Origin of the sequence: Hyphomonas sp. (assembly GCF_041689225.1) — a bacterium.
Classification (GTDB): domain Bacteria; phylum Pseudomonadota; class Alphaproteobacteria; order Caulobacterales; family Hyphomonadaceae; genus Hyphomonas.
The window spans coordinates 1-17,614 of record NZ_JBDNGN010000002.1; the positions used below are offsets into that span (position 1 = coordinate 1).

Annotated in this window: 18 protein-coding genes and 3 pseudogenes; 13 read left to right on the forward strand and 8 right to left on the reverse strand. The window is 58.0% G+C overall.

The genetic code is table 11. From position 1 onward, the window contains the following. The 4 genes and pseudogenes from ACESNB_RS00065 to ACESNB_RS00080 form a co-directional block, all read right to left on the reverse strand. A pseudogene (locus ACESNB_RS00065) lies at nucleotides 1-288 on the reverse strand (Fe-S cluster assembly protein SufB); the annotation flags it as partial. 364 nt (nucleotides 289-652) lie between these two features. Next, complete coding sequence (locus ACESNB_RS00070; protein ID WP_373002228.1) at nucleotides 653-1,081, reverse strand: hypothetical protein; 429 nt, start codon at nucleotides 1,079-1,081, stop codon at nucleotides 653-655. After that, nucleotides 1,078-1,398 (reverse strand): DUF6522 family protein, encoded by a 321-nt coding sequence (locus tag ACESNB_RS00075; RefSeq protein WP_373002232.1) that lies wholly within the window; start codon nucleotides 1,396-1,398, stop codon nucleotides 1,078-1,080. The genes ACESNB_RS00070 and ACESNB_RS00075 overlap by 4 nt, the downstream gene beginning before the upstream one ends. Nucleotides 1,399-1,400: 2 nt before the next feature. Then, a complete protein-coding gene (locus ACESNB_RS00080; protein WP_373002235.1) occupies nucleotides 1,401-2,003 on the reverse strand; it encodes a MarR family winged helix-turn-helix transcriptional regulator in 603 nt (200 codons plus the stop codon). Nucleotides 2,004-2,146: 143 nt separating this feature from the next. Between ACESNB_RS00080 and ACESNB_RS00085 the strand changes: the two genes are divergently transcribed. The 9 genes from ACESNB_RS00085 to ACESNB_RS00125 all read left to right on the forward strand — a co-directional run bounded on the left by ACESNB_RS00085 (nucleotide 2,147) and on the right by ACESNB_RS00125 (nucleotide 9,030). Further along, nucleotides 2,147-2,563: an Rrf2 family transcriptional regulator gene (locus ACESNB_RS00085; protein ID WP_373002239.1), complete on the forward strand. Its 417-nt coding sequence runs from the start codon at nucleotides 2,147-2,149 to the stop codon at nucleotides 2,561-2,563. A gap of 136 nt (nucleotides 2,564-2,699) precedes the next feature. Beyond that, nucleotides 2,700-2,921 carry a BolA/IbaG family iron-sulfur metabolism protein gene (locus tag ACESNB_RS00090; RefSeq protein ID WP_373002241.1) on the forward strand — a complete coding sequence of 74 codons (222 nt, stop codon included), beginning with the start codon at nucleotides 2,700-2,702 and terminating at the stop codon, nucleotides 2,919-2,921. An 11-nt stretch (nucleotides 2,922-2,932) separates the two neighbouring features. Continuing rightward, nucleotides 2,933-3,268 carry a Grx4 family monothiol glutaredoxin gene (gene grxD / locus ACESNB_RS00095; protein ID WP_373002244.1) on the forward strand — a complete coding sequence of 112 codons (336 nt, stop codon included), beginning with the start codon at nucleotides 2,933-2,935 and terminating at the stop codon, nucleotides 3,266-3,268. Nucleotides 3,269-3,279: 11 nt separating this feature from the next. Continuing rightward, entirely contained in the window at nucleotides 3,280-3,663 is a 384-nt protein-coding gene (locus ACESNB_RS00100; RefSeq protein WP_373002247.1) for a hypothetical protein, read from the forward strand. A 61-nt stretch (nucleotides 3,664-3,724) separates the two neighbouring features. Beyond that, the gene (locus ACESNB_RS00105) at nucleotides 3,725-4,285 is read left to right on the forward strand and encodes a winged helix DNA-binding protein (protein ID WP_373002250.1); all 561 of its coding nucleotides are present in this window, start codon (nucleotides 3,725-3,727) and stop codon (nucleotides 4,283-4,285) included. A gap of 288 nt (nucleotides 4,286-4,573) precedes the next feature. After that, the gene (tenA, locus tag ACESNB_RS00110; RefSeq protein WP_373002253.1) at nucleotides 4,574-5,251 is read left to right on the forward strand and encodes a thiaminase II; all 678 of its coding nucleotides are present in this window, start codon (nucleotides 4,574-4,576) and stop codon (nucleotides 5,249-5,251) included. Nucleotides 5,252-5,311: 60 nt separating this feature from the next. Then, on the forward strand, nucleotides 5,312-6,646 hold the full coding sequence (locus ACESNB_RS00115; protein ID WP_373002256.1) for an NAD(P)/FAD-dependent oxidoreductase: 1,335 nt from the start codon (nucleotides 5,312-5,314) through the stop codon (nucleotides 6,644-6,646). Nucleotides 6,647-6,816: 170 nt separating this feature from the next. Beyond that, the gene (locus ACESNB_RS00120; protein ID WP_373002259.1) at nucleotides 6,817-7,056 is read left to right on the forward strand and encodes a zinc-finger domain-containing protein; all 240 of its coding nucleotides are present in this window, start codon (nucleotides 6,817-6,819) and stop codon (nucleotides 7,054-7,056) included. A gap of 21 nt (nucleotides 7,057-7,077) precedes the next feature. After that, entirely contained in the window at nucleotides 7,078-9,030 is a 1,953-nt protein-coding gene (locus ACESNB_RS00125; protein ID WP_373002263.1) for an aconitate hydratase, read from the forward strand. Nucleotides 9,031-9,210: 180 nt separating this feature from the next. Here the strand turns inward: ACESNB_RS00125 and ACESNB_RS00130 are convergent. Together ACESNB_RS00130 and ACESNB_RS00135 are read right to left on the reverse strand one after the other, a co-directional pair. After that, nucleotides 9,211-9,757: pseudogene (locus tag ACESNB_RS00130) on the reverse strand (transposase); the annotation flags it as partial. Between the two features lie 163 nt (nucleotides 9,758-9,920). Beyond that, nucleotides 9,921-10,790 (reverse strand): LysR substrate-binding domain-containing protein, encoded by an 870-nt coding sequence (locus ACESNB_RS00135; RefSeq protein WP_373002266.1) that lies wholly within the window; start codon nucleotides 10,788-10,790, stop codon nucleotides 9,921-9,923. A gap of 142 nt (nucleotides 10,791-10,932) precedes the next feature. Between ACESNB_RS00135 and ACESNB_RS00140 the strand changes: the two genes are divergently transcribed. From ACESNB_RS00140 to ACESNB_RS00155, 4 genes are all read left to right on the forward strand, one after another. Next, complete coding sequence (locus ACESNB_RS00140) at nucleotides 10,933-12,405, forward strand: NADP-dependent isocitrate dehydrogenase (RefSeq protein WP_373002281.1); 1,473 nt, start codon at nucleotides 10,933-10,935, stop codon at nucleotides 12,403-12,405. 61 nt (nucleotides 12,406-12,466) lie between these two features. Then, complete coding sequence (gene pyrC, locus ACESNB_RS00145) at nucleotides 12,467-13,564, forward strand: dihydroorotase (RefSeq protein WP_373002269.1); 1,098 nt, start codon at nucleotides 12,467-12,469, stop codon at nucleotides 13,562-13,564. 12 nt (nucleotides 13,565-13,576) lie between these two features. Further along, a complete protein-coding gene (gene cysD / locus ACESNB_RS00150) occupies nucleotides 13,577-14,470 on the forward strand; it encodes a sulfate adenylyltransferase subunit CysD (RefSeq protein ID WP_373002272.1) in 894 nt (297 codons plus the stop codon). Then, nucleotides 14,470-15,336 carry a DUF6671 family protein gene (locus tag ACESNB_RS00155; RefSeq protein WP_373002275.1) on the forward strand — a complete coding sequence of 289 codons (867 nt, stop codon included), beginning with the start codon at nucleotides 14,470-14,472 and terminating at the stop codon, nucleotides 15,334-15,336. The genes cysD and ACESNB_RS00155 overlap by 1 nt, the downstream gene beginning before the upstream one ends. 454 nt (nucleotides 15,337-15,790) lie before the next feature. On the opposite strand, the gene ACESNB_RS00160 is transcribed toward ACESNB_RS00155, so the two are convergent. Further along, entirely contained in the window at nucleotides 15,791-16,819 is a 1,029-nt protein-coding gene (locus ACESNB_RS00160) for a tyrosine-type recombinase/integrase (RefSeq protein ID WP_373002278.1), read from the reverse strand. A 7-nt stretch (nucleotides 16,820-16,826) separates the two neighbouring features. Then, nucleotides 16,827-16,907: pseudogene (locus tag ACESNB_RS00165) on the reverse strand (hypothetical protein); the annotation flags it as partial. Between the last annotated feature and the right edge of the window lie 707 nt (nucleotides 16,908-17,614).

Genomic DNA, 17,614 nt, shown 5'->3' on the forward strand with positions numbered 1-17,614 from the left:
CGCAAAATAGTAATAGGCCTGGTAGTCGATCTTGGGATAGCGAACCATCGCCCAGCTCGGCTCTTCCATGGTCAGCCAGCGCTCATACGCCTTCAGGCGCCATTCGAGCAGCCATTCAGGCTCATTCTTCGCCGCTGAAATGTACCGGATCGTGTCTTCAGACAGCCCCTTGGGCGCCATGTCCATTTCTATATCGGTCGTGAATCCGGCCGAATAGTTTTCAGATTCCAAAGCCTTGGCGGCCGCAATCGTGCCTGCGTCGATACTGTCTTTGACTATGACTTCCATGCACTCATCCTCGTGTTCGGTGGTCCCGCCGTAGTTGTCCATTAGCCCGCCCCCTTCAAAACCACGCTCTGCCACGCCGTCAAAGTCGGCAGGCACGCTGTTTCGTCCAAGGCTGGGGTGCATCGCCGAATCCGCAAGGGCGGCGGCCCTGTCATCGTCACTTGGTACTGTGGCGGCTGGAAGAGATGTCGGTTCTCGCGTTCATTCAGCGTGACGCCCATGGGTATTTTGGCGCAGTTCTTGGCGACCGTGAGCCCACCAAAGCCGGCGCAGACAATGGCCGCGTGCGGTTGCTGCCCCTCGGCGCAGCACCCAAACCCGAGGGGCATTCGGTCCTGCATTCCAGACGCTGCGGACAAAGAGGTCATGTGATATCAACCGCACTTTTGGCTTGCGCAGCAGCGCCCCAGAATGTGACAGCCGCGGCGAACGCCGATGCGTGAAAGACCCGGGCTTCAGCACCGTCTTTGGTCCCCGAATACAGCGCCAATCGCCGGGCATAATCAAAGAATCCAGTGGCAGGCAAACCGCCACGCGCTTTGCTGATCACGAACGCCGCAATCAACGGGCGACCAGCGGCGGCATCCTCCTCCATGAGGTGTTCCAGTGCGACCGTGAGTTGACGGATCGTGTTGGGCGGCGAGAGCTCCAGCGCTTTGGCCAAATCCTGGTAGGTGATCGGTACTTGCCGTCGCGCTACCTGTTCCAGAAAGGGTCGCACCCTGTTGCTAAGGGGCAGCTCTGCGGAGATGGCGATCGTGTTGTCTTCAAGGACGTCGGAAATAGTTGTCATGATGCGTCCTTCACGAGATCGAGCAGACTGAACGGATGCTTCTTGGTAGGCGGCCTTCCTTTCGGCACGGGACATTCGGCAAGCGTTCCGTCATCTTCCACCACCACGCGCCAGACCCGCGCGCGATAACGGAAGGTGAGACGTGTGCGCCCAGCATCATCGTCGATGCCGGTCTCGGCGATACTTGTAACAAGTCCATTGGCCATTTTCTCTTGCAGAGCTTCGACGGAGAGGGAGAGCTTCGGCGCCAACGCCTCGGCATTGATGGTGACGTCACCGTCGACAATGGTGACGACATTCGAAGAAAGTTCGACCATCGCTACACGACTCCAACAGCGGGTGCGCGGGGGGATGCCGACTTGGTGGTGGTGAAGTTGATGCAGAGATCCTTCAGCTCTTCTTCAATGAGCGCCTCTTTCACAAATCCGCATGCATAGGGCGCCAGCCCTTCCTGCCAACATCCGTCGCCTTTAAGATGCGCGCAATTTTCGCAGGTGCCGAAGGAGGGCTTGCCTGTCTCCGAAGCCAGGAGGCCTAGCATGCGCTGGATACCGTTGGAAAATTGGCTGCGGACGCCGGGCGGGAGAGCGTCCGCGGCCCGCACCAGGGCTTCGAGGGGATCTTTGGTGAGCATGGTCTTGGCCGTATCCGCGAGGTCCAATCGGACGCTGCGGCCATCGGTTTCGGATCGGGTCTGTAACAGATAGCCTTGCGTAACCAGGCTCTTGATCGCCTGGGAGGCCGTCCCTCTGGTCGTGCCGTGAAACGCGGCGAAGGCCGATGGCGTTCGGGAAAAGCGATTGGCGCGCGCGACGTATCTGAGTACGGCCCATTGGCCCGGCGTCAGCCCCTCGACGAGACCGTCTCCGGACGCGATACGCCCGAGATGGACGACTAACTCGGCGATGACGCGACTATCCATTCCAGCCTCCTTCTGCCTTTCAGCTCACAGGGTAAGATGATAGCGTTTCCGAACTAACTTGACAAGGTGGTAGTTTGAAGTTCACATCAAACTGATTTGATTTCGATACTATGTGGCGCCAGTAAAGCGGAGGTGGAGACAAGATGAAAACCAGCAGAAGCGCCCATATGGGCATCGAGACATTGGTGCACCTGGCGGTGCAGGTCGCGGACAAGTCTCGCTCGACGAAGGGCATCGCCGAATGGATCAATCGATCGGTGTCCTACACAGAGACCCTTATGGCGCAGTTGCGCAACGCGGGCCCAGTCGTCTCCCGGCAGGGACACGGCGGTGGCTATGTCCTCGCCAGACCCGCAGATCGGATCGCCGTTGCGGAAGTATCCGAGGCCGTCGATGCGCCATCGGATTTGGCGAGCCGTCCATTGAACGCCGAAATGCTGGAAGCCGCGGACATCCATGATCTTCATGGCGAGGACCTTCCGTGGAAGTCGCTCAAGAGCTACGTCCTGTTGTTCCTGAATGGCGTTTTTCTCGCTGATCTCGTTCCGGAGGCGCCCTAACTAATCGGCGATATTGCCCACGATAACGACCCGGCTTATCCGGGAGATATGGGATCGACAGTGCGCCATTGAGCAACTTCCGGCGCTCATTCGCCACCACCCAAACCAGTCCTTAACCACATCATTTGGAGGCCCTATGCCGATATCCGAAATCGACCTCGAAACCGCCCTAAAGAAAAAGTTCCCTGACGCTCAAATCGAGTGTCAGGACCTGGCCGGCGATGAAGACCATTGGGAAGTCAAAATCGTTGACCCGATCTTTCAGGGGCGGTCGCGCATTCAGCAACACAAGATGGTGCAAGAGGCAGTGGTCGATCACGACATTCACGCCCTGTCCATCAAAACCGCAGACAAATAGTGGAGGGCGCCGTGGACCAGAAAGCTATTCTTAAGACGATCAAATCGCAAATCACCGAGAACGACATCGTGCTTTTCATGAAGGGCACGAAGGAGATGCCGCAATGCGGGTTTTCATCTGCCGTATCAAAGCTGCTCACTGACCTGCAACTCCCGTACATGGCCGTCAACGTGCTTGATAGCCCGGAGATTCGCGAAGGGATCAAGGAATACACCGACTGGCCGACGATCCCTCAATTATACGTAAAGGGAGAATTTGTCGGCGGTTACGACATTGTTCGTGAAGCCTATGAGGCCGGCGAGCTTGAAGGCCTCCTGAAAGACAAAGGTCTGCTGTCGCAGAACTAGAGGAGGCCCGCATGGAGATGTCAGCCCTCGCGCTTGCGATCAGCACAACAGACACTCCTGACGAAGGCGTTGAGCGGTGCGATTCCGACTTGCGTCTTGCTCCAAGCGCCGATGATCCAGGCTCAGTGATTGGGCGACAAATCTTCCGCGTTTTATTTCCGGTGCTTTTTCCCAACAAAGACGGTCGCGTCATGCCCTTCGGCAGATACGACCTTGCGGCCTTTCATCAAAGCGGGTCAACGGACGAAACATCGGCACAGGCTGTGTTGGTGAGCCGGGACAACGGCGCCCGCACTATTCTTTCCGTTCGAGAATCGACGGCTATCGCGCGCGATCCGGAAGTCGATATTGTCTGTAATATGCACCACAATACCGAGCTCTGTTACCGGCCGTGAGGCACAGTAATACCGACTGATTTTGTTTGACAACATAGTTTCGAAACGCTATCAAATAGTCATGACTGACAATGCGCCGTACACCGACGAAATAGTCGACCTTCTAGTCTATCTTGGGCGGCCCTCACGTGGGACCAGACCAAGTTCAGACCTGACTGCGGCGCAGTGGATGGCCATGCGGTTTTTTGCGCGCGCTAATCGTGCTTCCCGCACGCCGTCAGCGTTTGCCAGCTTTCATGCCACGACTCTTGGCGCAGCATCGCAAATCATCAAATCCCTGATGCTAAAGGGCTTTCTTATCCGTCATCAGTCATTCGAGGACCGTCGAAGCGTTAGGTTCGACCTTACGAAGAGCGGGAAATTCGTCATGCGTCATGATCCTTTGCGCGACCTGTCAGAAGCGATTGAGCGGATTGACGGCGGATTGTGCATCGCATTGCGGCAGGTTCTGCCCGTATTGGCAGGAGAACTCGCCAAAATTCGCGACACTGTCGCCGTTGGCGCCTGCGGCGATCGTCGATACTTTTCGTACGGCGGCGAAGCCAACAATTGTACGTGTGTCGGAGTTGAACCGGGACCGGACGATCTCGGTGATCATTGCGTCAATTTGGCAGCAAGCTAAGGCCGACGATAGTAATGCCAAGCCCGAGGCAACGAAAACCTCGTGACGACGATACAAGCCATACCCAGCGGTAAGGGCGGTGTGGGGGAAAGCACCGCCATCTCGCAGGCGGCAACCCCGCAAGAGGTCACACGCGCGTTTTTGAAAGAATGGAAAGACCAATGATACCCCATCTGCCCTCAGCCCCTCGCGCTGCCAATGACCTCAATTTTTATGGCGATTCCCCGATTCATAATTTTCATGGGCCGCAGCCCAACACGCCAGCTTAACCCGAAAGGATATTGCTCAATGCGTTTTACCGAAACGATGTGGGCCGCAACTGATGCACTCCAACAGTCGATACTCACGATGCCGTTCAACCGCGAACTTGCTACGGGCGCGCTCGCTCCGGAGACGTTCCAACACTACATCATACAAGATGCACACTATCTGGAAGGCTTTGCGCGCGCGCTCGCGTTGGCCGCAACTCGCGCACCCGACGCAGATGCGATCATGCAGCTGTCCGGAGCGGCCAACGACGCGATCGCCGTGGAGCGTCAGTTGCACGGGCATTACATGGCCCTGTATAGGGTCGATGAGTTATCCTTCGCCGCAACCGAGCCGACGCCCGTATGCGACCATTATGTCAGTTATCTTTTGCGCACCGCCGCGATTGCCGATCTGCCTGAAGTGCTTGCAGCGCTGCTACCATGTTTTTGGGTCTATCTGCGTGTTGGCCAAGACATCCACGCGAACGCCACGAGCAACAACCCCTATCGCGCCTGGATCGATACTTATGCAGGCGAAGACTTCGCCAAAGGCGTCGAACAGATGCTGGAACTGACGGACCGAGTGGCCGGAACCGCGAGCGATGTCAGTCGCGTCCGGATGCACCAGGCATTTCGACATTCAACGCGCCTTGAATGGATGTTCTGGGACAGCGCATATCATAGGCGCCAATGGCTCGTTCCAGACACGGCCCCCTAAATGTCGGTGCGGTTGATATCACATAATTGTTTTTCCGCGGCGTCTGGAAGGCAAGATCGAATGCGCCACGAGTCTGAGCGCCGCGCCGACGGACGGCAACTGCGGGTGGTCATTGTCGGTGCAGGCTTTGGCGGGCTCACAGTCGCCAAGAACCTCGCCAAGACGCCCGTGCACGTCACGCTTATTGACCGCGCGAACCACCACCTCTTCCAGCCGTTGCTCTACCAGGTGGCGACGGCGGGGTTGTCGCCGGCGGACATCGCTTGGCCCATTCGCCGGCTCGTCCGTCGACAGAAGAACGTCCGTGTCCTGTTCGGAGAAGTTACCGGCGTCGATCGAGACCGCAAACGGGTCATCTTGGGCGATCGCGAAATCGGCTACGACATTCTGGTGCTAGCGACTGGTGCAGCGCATGGCTATTTCGGCAATGACGGATGGGCCGCCCACGCGCCAGGTCTGAAGACGATCGACGACGCAACGGAGATCCGCCGACGATTGCTTCTGGCGTTCGAGCGCGCCGAGATGGAGCGCGACGCCGAAAAGCGACGGCAGCTCCTGACTATCGTCATCGTCGGCGGCGGACCGACCGGGGTCGAGATGGCGGGAGCCGTGGCGGAGCTCGCGCGTAAGGCGCTAGCGGCAGACTTCCGCGCCGTCGATCCCGGGAAGACCCATGTGGTTCTGGTCGAGGCAGGCCCTAGGCTGCTTGCAGGCTTTCCCGAGGATCTGTCTCGCTACGCCGCGGACGCGCTTGCACGCCTGGGCGTGGACGTTCGCTTAGGGGGCGCCGTGACGGGTTGCGATGGGGCGGGCGTCACCCTAGGCGACGAAACCATGTCGGCGGCTACAGTGATTTGGGCGGCTGGCGTCAAGGCCTCGCCGGCCGCCGACTGGCTCGGGTTGGAAGCCGATCGCGCCGGTCGAGTCCCGGTCGGACCCAACCTCCTGCCACCGGGTACCGACGATGTTTTTGGCATCGGCGACACAGCGCTGGCCTGTGACGCGACCGGCGCGCCGCTGCCCGGCATCGCCCCTGTCGCCAAACAGCAGGGCGCCTATGTGGCCGATGCGATCAAGGCGCGGGTCGCCGGCAAGGCCGCCCCACCGCCCTTCCGCTACCGCGATCGAGGCCAACTCGCTACGGTCGGACGCAAGGCGGCCGTCATCGTTTACAGGCGCCTGCGCCTTAAAGGATGGCTGGCCTGGTGGATTTGGGGCATCGCCCATATCTACTTCCTCATCAGCTTGCGCAGCCGGCTGCTGGTCGCGACGCAGTGGCTCTGGTCCTATGTGACCTTCGAGCGCGGCGCCCGGTTGATTGCCGGTCCGCGCGCGCCGCCGGAAAGCGACGAAACAGATACACGCACCAATAAGGCGCCGCCGCCTGACGATTGATAGATGTGCCAAAAGCAAGTTGAATGCCTAGGCCAGTCTCACCGCCGTCGAATTCGAAACAAAGCTTGCGGAACTTCGGAAGCTGGCCCACAGTGCCGAGATGACAGATCGTTCAGTGGACCATCAGTTTACGGAAGTTTCGATCATCGAGAACAGGTTAGCAGGACGCGATGGCTGGTGACGGCTATACGAAGTTCAAAAACGACCGGGGCGTGCAGGAGATCAGAATAGGGGTCAAAGCGTTCAAGTGCGCCGGCGTCTCCGCCCCGCATGATCACCCGCATATCTACCTCAATATGGGTGCGGCGGACACTATTCTCTGCCCATATTGCGCGGCCTCGTTCCGCTATGACCCCCGATTAGGGGCGCTTGAGGCCGATCCGCCGGACAGTCTCTTCAAAATCAACTAGGATCATGAGTAGGAAAACTTGATGCCCAGAAACGTTGCACAAAAGCTCATAGAAAGTCATCTGATCGAGGGTGAGATGACGCCTGGTTCGCCGATTGAGATCAGGATCGATCAGACTCTCACCCAGGACGCAACGGGGACGCTAGTCATGCTGTCGCTGGAGGCGATCGGAATCGACCGCGTGAAAACCGAAGCCAGTGTCCAGTATGTCGATCACAATCTGCTACAAATCGACAATCTGAATCCGGACGACCATCTCTTCCTCGAAAGCGCTTGCCGGCGCTTCGGTATCTGGCATTCGCGGCCAGGCAACGGCATTAGCCATGTGGTGCACATGCAGCGCTTCGGCGAGCCCGGCAAGTCTCTACTCGGGTCCGACAGCCATACGCCGGCGGCGGGCGCGCTGGGTATGTTGGCAATTGGGGCCGGCGGCCTCGACGTAGCGCTTGCCATGTCGGGCGAGACATTTCCGATGGCCATGCCCGAGATATTCGGCGTTAGGCTTGTGGGAAAACTGCCCGATTGGGTTAGCGCCAAGGATGTGATCCTTGAAATGTTGCGCCGTCACGGAGTGTCTGGCGGTGTAGGCAAAATCATCGAATACTACGGTTCGGGCCTGAGCAGCCTTAGCGCGATGGATCGGCATGTGATCGCCAATATGGGTGCCGAGCTTGGCGCGACCACGACAGTTTTCCCGTCCGATGGAGAAGTTAAGCGTTTCCTCGACAGCGAGGGAAGGGCTGAGTGCTGGGTCAAGCTCGCGGCCGATGACGGCTGCGTCTATGATCAGCATGACGAGATTGACCTGTCCGGTCTCGAACCCCTGATCGCCAAACCGTCAAGCCCGGGCAATGTCGTGGCGGTCAGCGAGGTCGTGGGTGAAGAGATATACCAGGCGTACATTGGTTCATCGGCCAATCCGGGCTGGCGGGACTTCGCGGTAGTGGCAGAAATCGTTCGTGGGAAGACGGTGCCTCCAGCGATGTCATTCGATATCAATCCGACTTCTCGACAACTTCTCGAGATGCTGATCGCCGATGGGCGACTTGGCACCCTAGTGGCCGCAGGCGCTCGGATCCATCAGGCTGGCTGCAACGGTTGCATCGGCATGGGTCAGGCACCCGCGATCGGGCGCAACTCACTACGAACAACACCGCGTAATTTTCCGGGCCGATCGGGAACCAAGGAAGACTCGGTTTTCCTGTGTTCCCCGGAAACCGCTGCCGCCTCAGCGCTTACGGGCAAGATCACCGATCCCCGCTCACTCGATATGCCCTACCCGCGCCTTAGACATCCAGAGAAGACCGTCGCGACAATGGCGTTGCTCGATGCACCACCGCCCCCAGAGGAGTCGCGTTCTGTCAGGTTGGTCAAGGGGCCGAATATCAGATCGCTCCCCGAATTCGACCCACTGCCTGACACGCTTGAATTGCCGGCGATCCTCAAGATGGGTGATGACGTCTCGACCGATGAGATTATGCCGGCGGGCGCGAAGGTGCTGCCTTACCGGTCGAACATTCAGAAAATCGATGACTTCTCGTTCGAGCGGATAGACACGACCTATCTGGAGCGAGCCCGTGCGGTGCGCAGCAGCACTGGACATGCCGTGATAGGCGGTGAAAACTATGGCCAAGGATCATCGCGCGAGCATGCAGCCATCGCACCCCGCAATCTCGGCCTGCGGGCTGTATTGGTCAAAAGCTTCGCGCGCATCCATCGCCAGAATTTGGTCAATTACGGCGTGCTGCCGCTTATGTTTGCTGAGCCTGGCGACTACGAGCGCCTCGACAAAGGCGACGTCCTCATCATGCGCGACCTGCATCGAACGTTGAACGCGGGCGCTGATGTCAGCCTTGAAGTCGAAGGCAAGGACTCGATTTCCACCAAACACGGCCTCACCGACAAGCAGATTGCCGTGATCCTCGAGGGCGGCCTTATCAATTGGCGCCGCAAACGATTAGCGTCGGAGCCATAATTCGCAACCGCTCCGCGTTCATCTCGAACTTGCATCTCCACTCCGCCGCATAAAGGCAAGGGAGAGCCAAGCGAAGGTCATGGAGCTTTGACCGGTTATTGGTATCGGGAGAAGAGCGTTGCGCCTTGCCGGGTTCTGGTAACTAAGAAGTATCTTGGCCCAACAAGCAGGCAGCAAGCGGTCGCGCCGCTCGCGAAGAGCGGCGTCTCGCATCGTTTTGAACCTGGCCCTTCTATTGATATTTCTCTGGTGGTTGAAGTGATTTTGTACTGACGAATGGATTGAGACGAACTTCTGTAAACTGCGCATCCGCCGAAATCGCGATATCGCCCGCTCTCGCCTTCGGAAAGGCAGGTGCGAATTCTCAGCCCGGTTGTTGAGATGTAGGCCTGTCTGTTGGCGACCCTCGCTCCCAGCGACTTTCATCGGGGCCCGATAGGAGGGGCATTTGTCTGTTACCACGACATGCGGATTCCCATATCGTCGCATTGCTTTCTTCAGGAATTTCAAAGCTGCGACTTTGTCGCAGTTCTTGATGACGCGGGATTCCAGGACTCCGCCTTCACGATCCACGGCTCGCCAGAGGCAATGTTGCTCGCCGCGGATTTTGGCTACGCCTGCCTTCGACTGACGAAGACCTCGTCCACGTACAACTGCCATTATGGGCTCCGCTGCATCGAGTCCGACCGACGTTTCGGAGCGACAGCGGAAATCGGATGAACATCATCACGCCGAACTGGATGATCTCGGGCGAGGTTTTAAAGTATAGGAACGGGTTTTTGCTCTTATTCTGAGGCTGAACGCGAGGATCGGCTGCCTCAAGGCCGTTTGCTCTGACATTACCACCTCAAGCCCGGTTCTCCTGACAATGCCACTTGAGATATCTCCCATCATCCAGCGTGTTCGAGTTCCCGGACAATGTAATCGCGCAAGCGCAATGCGGCTGGGCTGAGCTGCGTCGCTTCGATCAGGGCCGTTTCCGTATCCTCGAGATTCGGGAGGTCTAGAGATTCATCGTTGAGGATGGTCAGATCTGAGGGGATCATCTCTTTGGGAAGCACCGTCACGCCGAGGCCGGCGCGGACGGCGGCGTGGGTTCCGGCAAGCGAACCACAGGTGTAGGCGATGCGCCAAGGGCGACCGATGCTGTCGAGACCATCAGTCATGCGCTTGCGATAGACGCATGGTTGAGGCGAAACCGCGAGGGGCAACGGTCCTTCCATGTCGGCGATCTGCCTGTTGGCGGCGACCCAGACCAGAGGCTCGCGCCAGACCCGGATGCCTCCCGTCCCGGCATCCGGCTCGCGCTTGACCAGCGCAATATCCAAACCACCGGCGTGAAAACGCGCTAACAGTTCGAGGGTCAATTCGCAGGTGACTTCCAAGGCGACGTGCGGATGACTGCGTGCAAACCGCGCCAACACGTTCGGCAGGTGGCTGGTTGCGAAGTCCTCGGGTGCGCCGAGACGGACGAGGCCGGAGAGTTCCGGTTCCTTCACGCGGGCCGCCAACTCGTCGTTGAGGCTAAGGATGCGCCGCGCATAATCGATAATCAGCTCGCCCTCGCTCGTCAGTGACAGGTGGCGCGGGCTTCGCTCGAGAAGCCTCACGCCAAGCTGATCTTCCAGCCGCTTGATCTGAAGCGAGATGGCCGATTGTCCGCGCAGCAACCGCTCGGCGGCTCGGGAGAATCCACCGCATTCGACGACGGTCACGAACGTTCGCAAAAGATCGGGATCGATGTTCCGACTTGCAGTCATAGTGCAGCATATATGCATTGTGGATATCAATGATAGAGTGCTCCCTAATCAATTTTCGCAATCCATTTGTAGCGTCTATCGTAACTCAAGAATGACCAGCTCAGGAGGATCGAAGATGGACCAGCAACCGGATCGGGACCGTATGGCGGAGCTCCAGGAGGTTTCTGCCAAAGAAGACGCCGTTCCGGTGACCCTTGCCTTTGGCGACGGCATCGGTCCGGAGATCATGAGGGCAAGTCTTAAGGTGTTGCTCGCGGCCGGCGCCAACATCTCGATCGAGCCGATTGATATCGGCGAGCGCGCTTATCTGGCAGGCAACACAGCGGGCATCGAGCCAAGGGCCTGGGACAGTCTGCGGCGGACCAAGGTGTTCTACAAGGCGCCGATCACGACACCTCAGGGCGGCGGCTTCAAGAGCCTGAATGTGACCGTGCGCAAATCGCTTGGCCTATTCGCCAACGTTCGACCCTGCGCAGCCTATGCGCCATTCGTCGCCACCAAGCATCCGGCGATGGATGTTGTTATTGTCCGTGAGAACGAGGAAGACCTCTACGCCGGGATCGAGCATCGCCAAACCGACGAGGTCTATCAGTGCCTGAAGCTGATCTCACGGCCCGGCTGCGAGAAGATCGTCCGATACGCCTTCGAGTACGCTAAGACCCAGGACCGCAAGAAGGTCACCTGCTTCACCAAAGACAACATCATGAAGCTGACCGACGGGCTGTTCCACAAGGTCTTCGACGAAATCGCGGCGGAGTACCCGGAGATCGAAAACGAGCATTGGATCGTTGACATCGGCGCCGCTAAGCTGGCCGACACGCCCGAGGTGTTCGACGTCTTGGTGATGCCGAACCTCTATGGCGACGTGCTGAGCGATATTGCCGCTCAGATAGCCGGGTCCGTAGGCCTTGCCCCGTCGGCCAATATCGGCGAGCACTGCGCCATGTTTGAGGCCATCCACGGATCGGCCCCGCGGCGAGCCGGCCAGGACGTGGCAAACCCGTCCGGCCTGCTGCTCGCGGGCGTTATGATGATGGTCCATATCGGCCAGCGGGAGGTGGCGGAGCGGGTGCACAACGCCTGGCTAAAGGCGATCGAAGACGGCATCCACACCTACGATATTTTCAAGGACGGCATTTCGGCGCAGAAGGTCGGTACTATGGCTTTTACAGATGCTGTGATCGCCCGTCTCGGCGAGAAGCCGACCAGCCTTCAGCCGGTTTCATACAACACCAACGCCAAGCCTTTCGTGGTGCCTCAAGCCACGAAGCGTCCGCGCGCAAAAAAGGTGCTGGTCGGGATCGACGTCTTTGTCCATTCGAACGGGGACGTCGAACAGCTTGCAACGGATATGCAGAAGGCGGCGAATCACCTTTACGAACTGAGTATGATCACGAATAGAGGGGTGAAGGTCTGGCCGGACGGCCTGCCGGAAACTTTTTGTACGGACCATTGGCGGTGCCGCTACCTGGCGAAGCCTGAAAAACAGTTCAACAAGGCCATGATTGTCGAACTGCTAAAGAACCTTACCAGCGACGGCGTCGACTTCATCAAAACCGAGCACTTGTTCACCTTTGACGGGGAGGCCGGCTACTCACTGGGTCAGGGTCAGTGAGCGGTGGCATCGGAACGGAGGGTCCTTCCCCATGCGTGCACGCCAGCCGAGGAGCATGTCCATGCCGATATCTGAGCTAAGGGTGACAGAAGCGGAAAAGCCGGAAGGCTCCATTGATCGTCTGATCATTCTACGGCCGGACGACTGGCACGTGCATTTGCGCGATGGGCCAATGCTCGATGCCGTGGTCAACTACACCGCTCGCCAGTTCGCGCGCGCTATAGTGATGCCGAACCTTGATCCGCCGGTGACCAGCGTTGCGGCAGCGAAGGCCTACAGGGCACGTATTCTCACCGCACTGGAACCGGGCATGGACTTCACGCCGCTGATGACCTGCTACTTAACGGACGACATCGATCCGACCGAGATCGAGTTGGGATTTGCGTCCGGCGTGTTCACGGCCTGCAAACTGTATCCCGCGCACGCCACGACCAACGCCCAGCACGGCGTCACGGACGTCCGGAACATCTATCCGGCACTTGAAACAATGCAGCGGATCGGCATGCCGCTCTTGCTGCATGGCGAAGTCACCGACGACCATGTCGACATTTTCGACCGCGAGGCTGTCTTCATCGACCGCATTCTCAAAAAGCTCGTGGCTGATTTTCCTGACCTGAAGGTGGTCTTCGAGCATATCACAACCGAAGACGCGGCCGCGTTCGTCGAGTCCTGCGGTCCGAACATCGCCGCGACGATCACGCCCCATCATCTCAATATCAATCGCAACGCCATGTTCCAGGGTGGTATCCGCCCGCACTATTATTGCCTGCCGGTCGCCAAACGCGAGCGGCATCGCCTTGCCCTGCGGCAGGCGGCGACATCCGGGTCGGCGAAGTTCTTTCTGGGCACAGATTCAGCGCCTCACGCTATCGGTGATAAGGAATCTGCCTGCGGCTGCGCCGGCATCTTCAATGCACCCTTTGCGCTTGAAAGCTACGCCAAGACTTTTGAAGAAGAAGGCGCGCTCGACCGACTGGAAGCCTTTGCGTCGGAGAACGGCCCGCGCTTCTATGGCCTGCCGTTGAACACTTCCCATGTCGTGTTGGAGCGGTCCTCAAGCGAGGTTCCCGGTATTCTTCCGGCCGCTTCGACGCAGGTCGCTCCTTTTCACGCAGGACAGACGCTCGCGTGGCGCTTCGCCGGTCGGGCCGATGCTTAGGCGGGCGAGGTGATGAGGCGATTATCCCACCTCGACGGGCTGGAAAGCGAAGCCATACATATCCTGCGCGACGGAGTCGCCGAGGCGGAGCATCCGGTGTTGCTCTTTTCCGGCGGCAAGGATTCAACCGTGCTCGCCCATCTGGCGCTCAAGGCATTCTATCCTTCAAAACCGCCCTTACCGCTCCTTCACGTGGATTCCACCTGGGAATTTCGCGAGGTTCTGGAGTTTCGCAACCGCTTCGCCGCAGCTCATGGCTTTGAACTTGTCCTGCATCATAACGAAGCGGGCCGGGCGCAGGGCCTCAATCCGGTCCATGATAATGACGTCTACACTAGCCTAATGCGGACCGACGCCCTGAAACAGGCGCTCGACTATGGCGGCTATGATGTGATCTTCGGGGGGGCCCGACGCGAAGAGGAGGCGACCCGCGCAAAGGAACGTATCGTTTCGGTCCGGAGCAACGGGCATTCCTGGAACCCGAAACAGCAGCGCCCGGAACTCTGGTCGACCTATAACTGGCACAGAGCTTCTGGCCAGACCCTTCGTGCCTATCCGCTCTCAAACTGGACCGAGTTCGATCTTTGGGCTTACATTCTGTCGCGAAAAATTGCGCTCTGCCCCCTCTATTTTGCGGCCGAAAGGCCGGTCGTTGAGCATGGAGGAAAACGGATTGTCATTGACGACCCCGGTCGGGCGCTAAGGCTTGGTTTCGCAGAGACTCGAATGGAATCGGTGCGCTTCAGGTCTCTTGGCTGCTGGCCAGTCACAGCCGCAGATCGCTCTGAGGCACGGGATTTGCCCGGCGTCCTGCGAGAGACGCTCGCGACCAAAAGTTCTGAGCGCAGCGGCCGCGTCAGCGATGCTGGATCGCTGGAAGCTCAGAAGCGTGAGGGCTATTTCTGATGACCCTGGGGGCCAAGCCGTTTGCGGGACGCCAGGCGGTTCTCGCCACCATGCATGGCAAGGAGGCAGCGATTGCGTCCATCCTGGAGAACGCTCTTGGGCTAAGCATTATCGTCCCGCAAGGCATTGATACCGACACGCTCGGTACCTTCACGGGAGAAATCGCGCGTCCCGGCAACATGGATGAAGTCCTGATCGCGAAAGCGCGTCTCGGCCTATCTATCACTGGTCTGAACCTGGCCATAGCAAGCGAGGGCAGCTATGGCCCCCATCCGCATATTCCGTTCATCCCCGCCGGGCTTGAAAAACTCGTTCTCGTCGACCAGACGACCGGGCTGATTGCGATGGAGCACGTCTTCGACGACGCGCCTAGCTATCACAACCGGCAGGTCAAGGATATGGCGGATCTTGCCGACTTTCCAGTTCTGATTGGGTTCCCGGCTCAGGCGCTTATCGTCAAACCGTCCGATTTTCCAGCGCCCAGCGTGGCCGTCTTCAAGGGCTTGCGGGACCTTGAGAGTCTCGCATGTGCAATCAAAACCGCAACGGCCCATTCCAGGGACGGGTTGGCCCAGGTGGAGACGGATATGCGAGCGCATATGAACCCAGCGCGCATGGCGACGTTGGCGCGGCTTACGGAGCGATTTGCTGGGCGGTTGCTGTCTGCATGTAAGGCCTGCGACGCGCCAGGCTGGGGCGTTGTCGACATCGAGAACGGATTACCCTGCAGCTGGTGCGGAGGTCCGACGAACCTCGTGCGGTCAGAGATATACGGCTGCTTTCTTTGTGATCACCGCGAAAAAACTCCGAGAACTGACGGATTGCAGGAAGCAGATCCGGGCTCGTGCCCATACTGCAATCCGTAGCCGCGCCGGTATTGTCATGTTTGGCCGACCCCGGTTCTGCAAGTGCAAAATTTGAGAGAGTCCGACCTGCGGCCCATTCGGTCCCGCAATAATTTCGAGAAACTTGCTCCATCGTCGTAATCGCCTTCAGGAGGACCGTAAGGACTGCTTGGAGGTGGGCTGCGTGAAAACTCATCTGCGCAATTGTGGTGCGCAATGAGATTTCCGATTTGACCGCGGTTGAAGAACAGTTCGGCGAGACTGCAGTCGTTCAGCTACTTCAAAGACACAAGGTTCTTATTGAAACTCTAAGATTAGTTTTCTCACACAGCCTCTGAATATTTGAGCCGAAGCCCCTCCATGAGGCTTTCATAGATTCTTTCGACCGCAAAATTGATTGTCGGACGGGCTCAAACTGACGCGCGTCTGACGGCGATTAGGAGGGACTTCCAGTGTTGGGTGTTTATTACGAATATCATTCGTCACTCTCGGTCTGATCAACCTGAGAGTCTTGTTCTTGGACGATCTTAAGCAGGGCTTCTTCCCAGTGTTCAATCAAATGACGTTTTTCATCGCGGTACGAATAGTGATCGTAGTGGGCGATTGCCCGGCCGTCCGTAACATCGTGGCTCAGGGCACGTTCTAGGATTTCCAGGCGGACGCCGTTTTCGGCCATCCTTGTTGTAAACCCTCTCCTCAATGCGTTTGGCCCAGAGGGCTGCCAGCCCCAATCTCTCGATAGTCTATTGCAAGCCCGACTGGCCACTTTGCCATTCATAGGCTCAATGCCAGAGTTGGCAGGGAAACCCCATGGATTGTTTCCTACTTCTGAGTTGCGTCTCTTTTCCAGGAGTTTTTGGCAGAACTCGCCAAACGGAAGCTCATGGGGTTTGTTGTTCTTCATCCGGTCGGCTCGAACAATCCAAAGTCGCTCATCGAAATTGAGCTCCGCCCATTCCATCCCGGCAATTTCATTGACGCGCGCGGGTAAGAACAAGCAGAGCCTGATCATATCCGACACATCAGCTGTAACGCCTTCAAGGTCGTGGAGTGCCTGCCAGAGACATTTCAGCTCTGTGTCATTCAACTGCCGGGTCCTTTGGCCAACACGATGACGCTGCTTGACGGCGGATACAGGATTGAAGTCGATGAGTTCCAGTTCGGCCGCATATGAAAACAGGACACTCAACGTCCATCGTGCGGAGTTTGAAGCTGGACCACTGGCCTCATTGTAGGTTCGGTCCAGAAAAGAGGCGATGTCCTTTCGACCAATCTCCTTGACTGAGCGGGTTCCAAGGCGAGGCAGGATGTGGACTCGCAAACATGACTCGTAGAACTCCTGTGTTCTGATCCTTTTTGAAAGGAAGCCAGGAGAGGCTTTGTAAGCGCCTGCCAGCGCATCAAGGGTTTCCATTTTCTTGTTGCGCGCTTCGATGCCTGCTTGGCGCCATCGCTTCGATGGGATCGTGCCCGTCTGGCACCTGGGCCGAATGCTTTTTTGCACGGTCGCGAGCCATTTCGAGCGTTACAACATTTGCCCGCCCGATGTTCATTTCAGCGGAGGCGTTGTCAGGCTTTCTATATCTGATCACGAAGGTCTTGGTTCCCCCAGGCGCGACACGGAGACAAAGTCCAGGGACTTTGTGGTCCGAGAAGCGTTGCTTGGCTCAATTCGCTTCAATTGAACTGATGAACGCCTGAGTCAGGCGAGAACGTTTGGTATGCGAATTCATGGTCCGGTTTCCGCTCAATTTTAGCGTTTTCACCATTCAACTTACAGCTAATTTTGCCCACAATTTGCCCACAAATCAAGCGAACGGCAGTCAATTTCGAAAAGAAGAAAAAGTTAATAAAAACAATCTTAAGAAGCGAATCTCTGCGCTTCTTACAGTTTGAATGAAGTTGGTAAGGGCGGACTACGAATCTGGGGGTCGGGCGTTCGAATCGCTCCGGGTGCACCATAAGAACAAGGTCTCAGGCCCAAAATTCCATTTTCAGGTTTGAGCATACCCACACATTTTACCGGTCCGTTCCTGTCTCGTCCTTCGCCGCGCTGTTTCGCATCAGGTTCCTGATGACGCGCGGGGGCGCTTATGCCACTTTTGTCAAAACGGCAGCCGGAACGGCAGGTTTCGGCATCAGGGCAGGATTCACATGGCGGCAATTTCCCTTTCACGCATCGTGGCGCATTGGGCGCAGCAACAGCCGGACCGGGTCGCGCTCGACCATCTCGGCGACCGGCGCACATGGGCCGAACTTGAGGCCCGCACCAACCGGCTGGCCCGGGCCTATCAGGCGC

Excerpts from the sequence above, each read along its gene's own strand:
- ACESNB_RS00125 (WP_373002263.1), top strand. The coding sequence starts at position 7,078 with ATGCCCAGAAACGTTGCACAAAAGCTCATAGAAAGTCATCTGATCGAG.
- ACESNB_RS00100 (WP_373002247.1), top strand. The coding sequence starts at position 3,280 with ATGGAGATGTCAGCCCTCGCGCTTGCGATCAGCACAACAGACACTCCT.
- ACESNB_RS00080 (WP_373002235.1), bottom strand. The coding sequence starts at position 2,003 with ATGGATAGTCGCGTCATCGCCGAGTTAGTCGTCCATCTCGGGCGTATC.
- ACESNB_RS00155 (WP_373002275.1), top strand. The coding sequence starts at position 14,470 with ATGACCCTGGGGGCCAAGCCGTTTGCGGGACGCCAGGCGGTTCTCGCC.
- ACESNB_RS00090 (WP_373002241.1), top strand. The coding sequence starts at position 2,700 with ATGCCGATATCCGAAATCGACCTCGAAACCGCCCTAAAGAAAAAGTTC.
- pyrC (WP_373002269.1), top strand. The coding sequence starts at position 12,467 with ATGCCGATATCTGAGCTAAGGGTGACAGAAGCGGAAAAGCCGGAAGGC.
- ACESNB_RS00140 (WP_373002281.1), top strand. The coding sequence starts at position 10,933 with ATGGCGGAGCTCCAGGAGGTTTCTGCCAAAGAAGACGCCGTTCCGGTG.
- ACESNB_RS00085 (WP_373002239.1), top strand. The coding sequence starts at position 2,147 with ATGAAAACCAGCAGAAGCGCCCATATGGGCATCGAGACATTGGTGCAC.
- ACESNB_RS00135 (WP_373002266.1), bottom strand. The coding sequence starts at position 10,790 with ATGACTGCAAGTCGGAACATCGATCCCGATCTTTTGCGAACGTTCGTG.
- tenA (WP_373002253.1), top strand. The coding sequence starts at position 4,574 with ATGCGTTTTACCGAAACGATGTGGGCCGCAACTGATGCACTCCAACAG.
- cysD (WP_373002272.1), top strand. The coding sequence starts at position 13,577 with ATGAGGCGATTATCCCACCTCGACGGGCTGGAAAGCGAAGCCATACAT.
- ACESNB_RS00075 (WP_373002232.1), bottom strand. The coding sequence starts at position 1,398 with ATGGTCGAACTTTCTTCGAATGTCGTCACCATTGTCGACGGTGACGTC.
- ACESNB_RS00070 (WP_373002228.1), bottom strand. The coding sequence starts at position 1,081 with ATGACAACTATTTCCGACGTCCTTGAAGACAACACGATCGCCATCTCC.
- ACESNB_RS00105 (WP_373002250.1), top strand. The coding sequence starts at position 3,725 with ATGACTGACAATGCGCCGTACACCGACGAAATAGTCGACCTTCTAGTC.
- ACESNB_RS00115 (WP_373002256.1), top strand. The coding sequence starts at position 5,312 with ATGCGCCACGAGTCTGAGCGCCGCGCCGACGGACGGCAACTGCGGGTG.
- ACESNB_RS00120 (WP_373002259.1), top strand. The coding sequence starts at position 6,817 with ATGGCTGGTGACGGCTATACGAAGTTCAAAAACGACCGGGGCGTGCAG.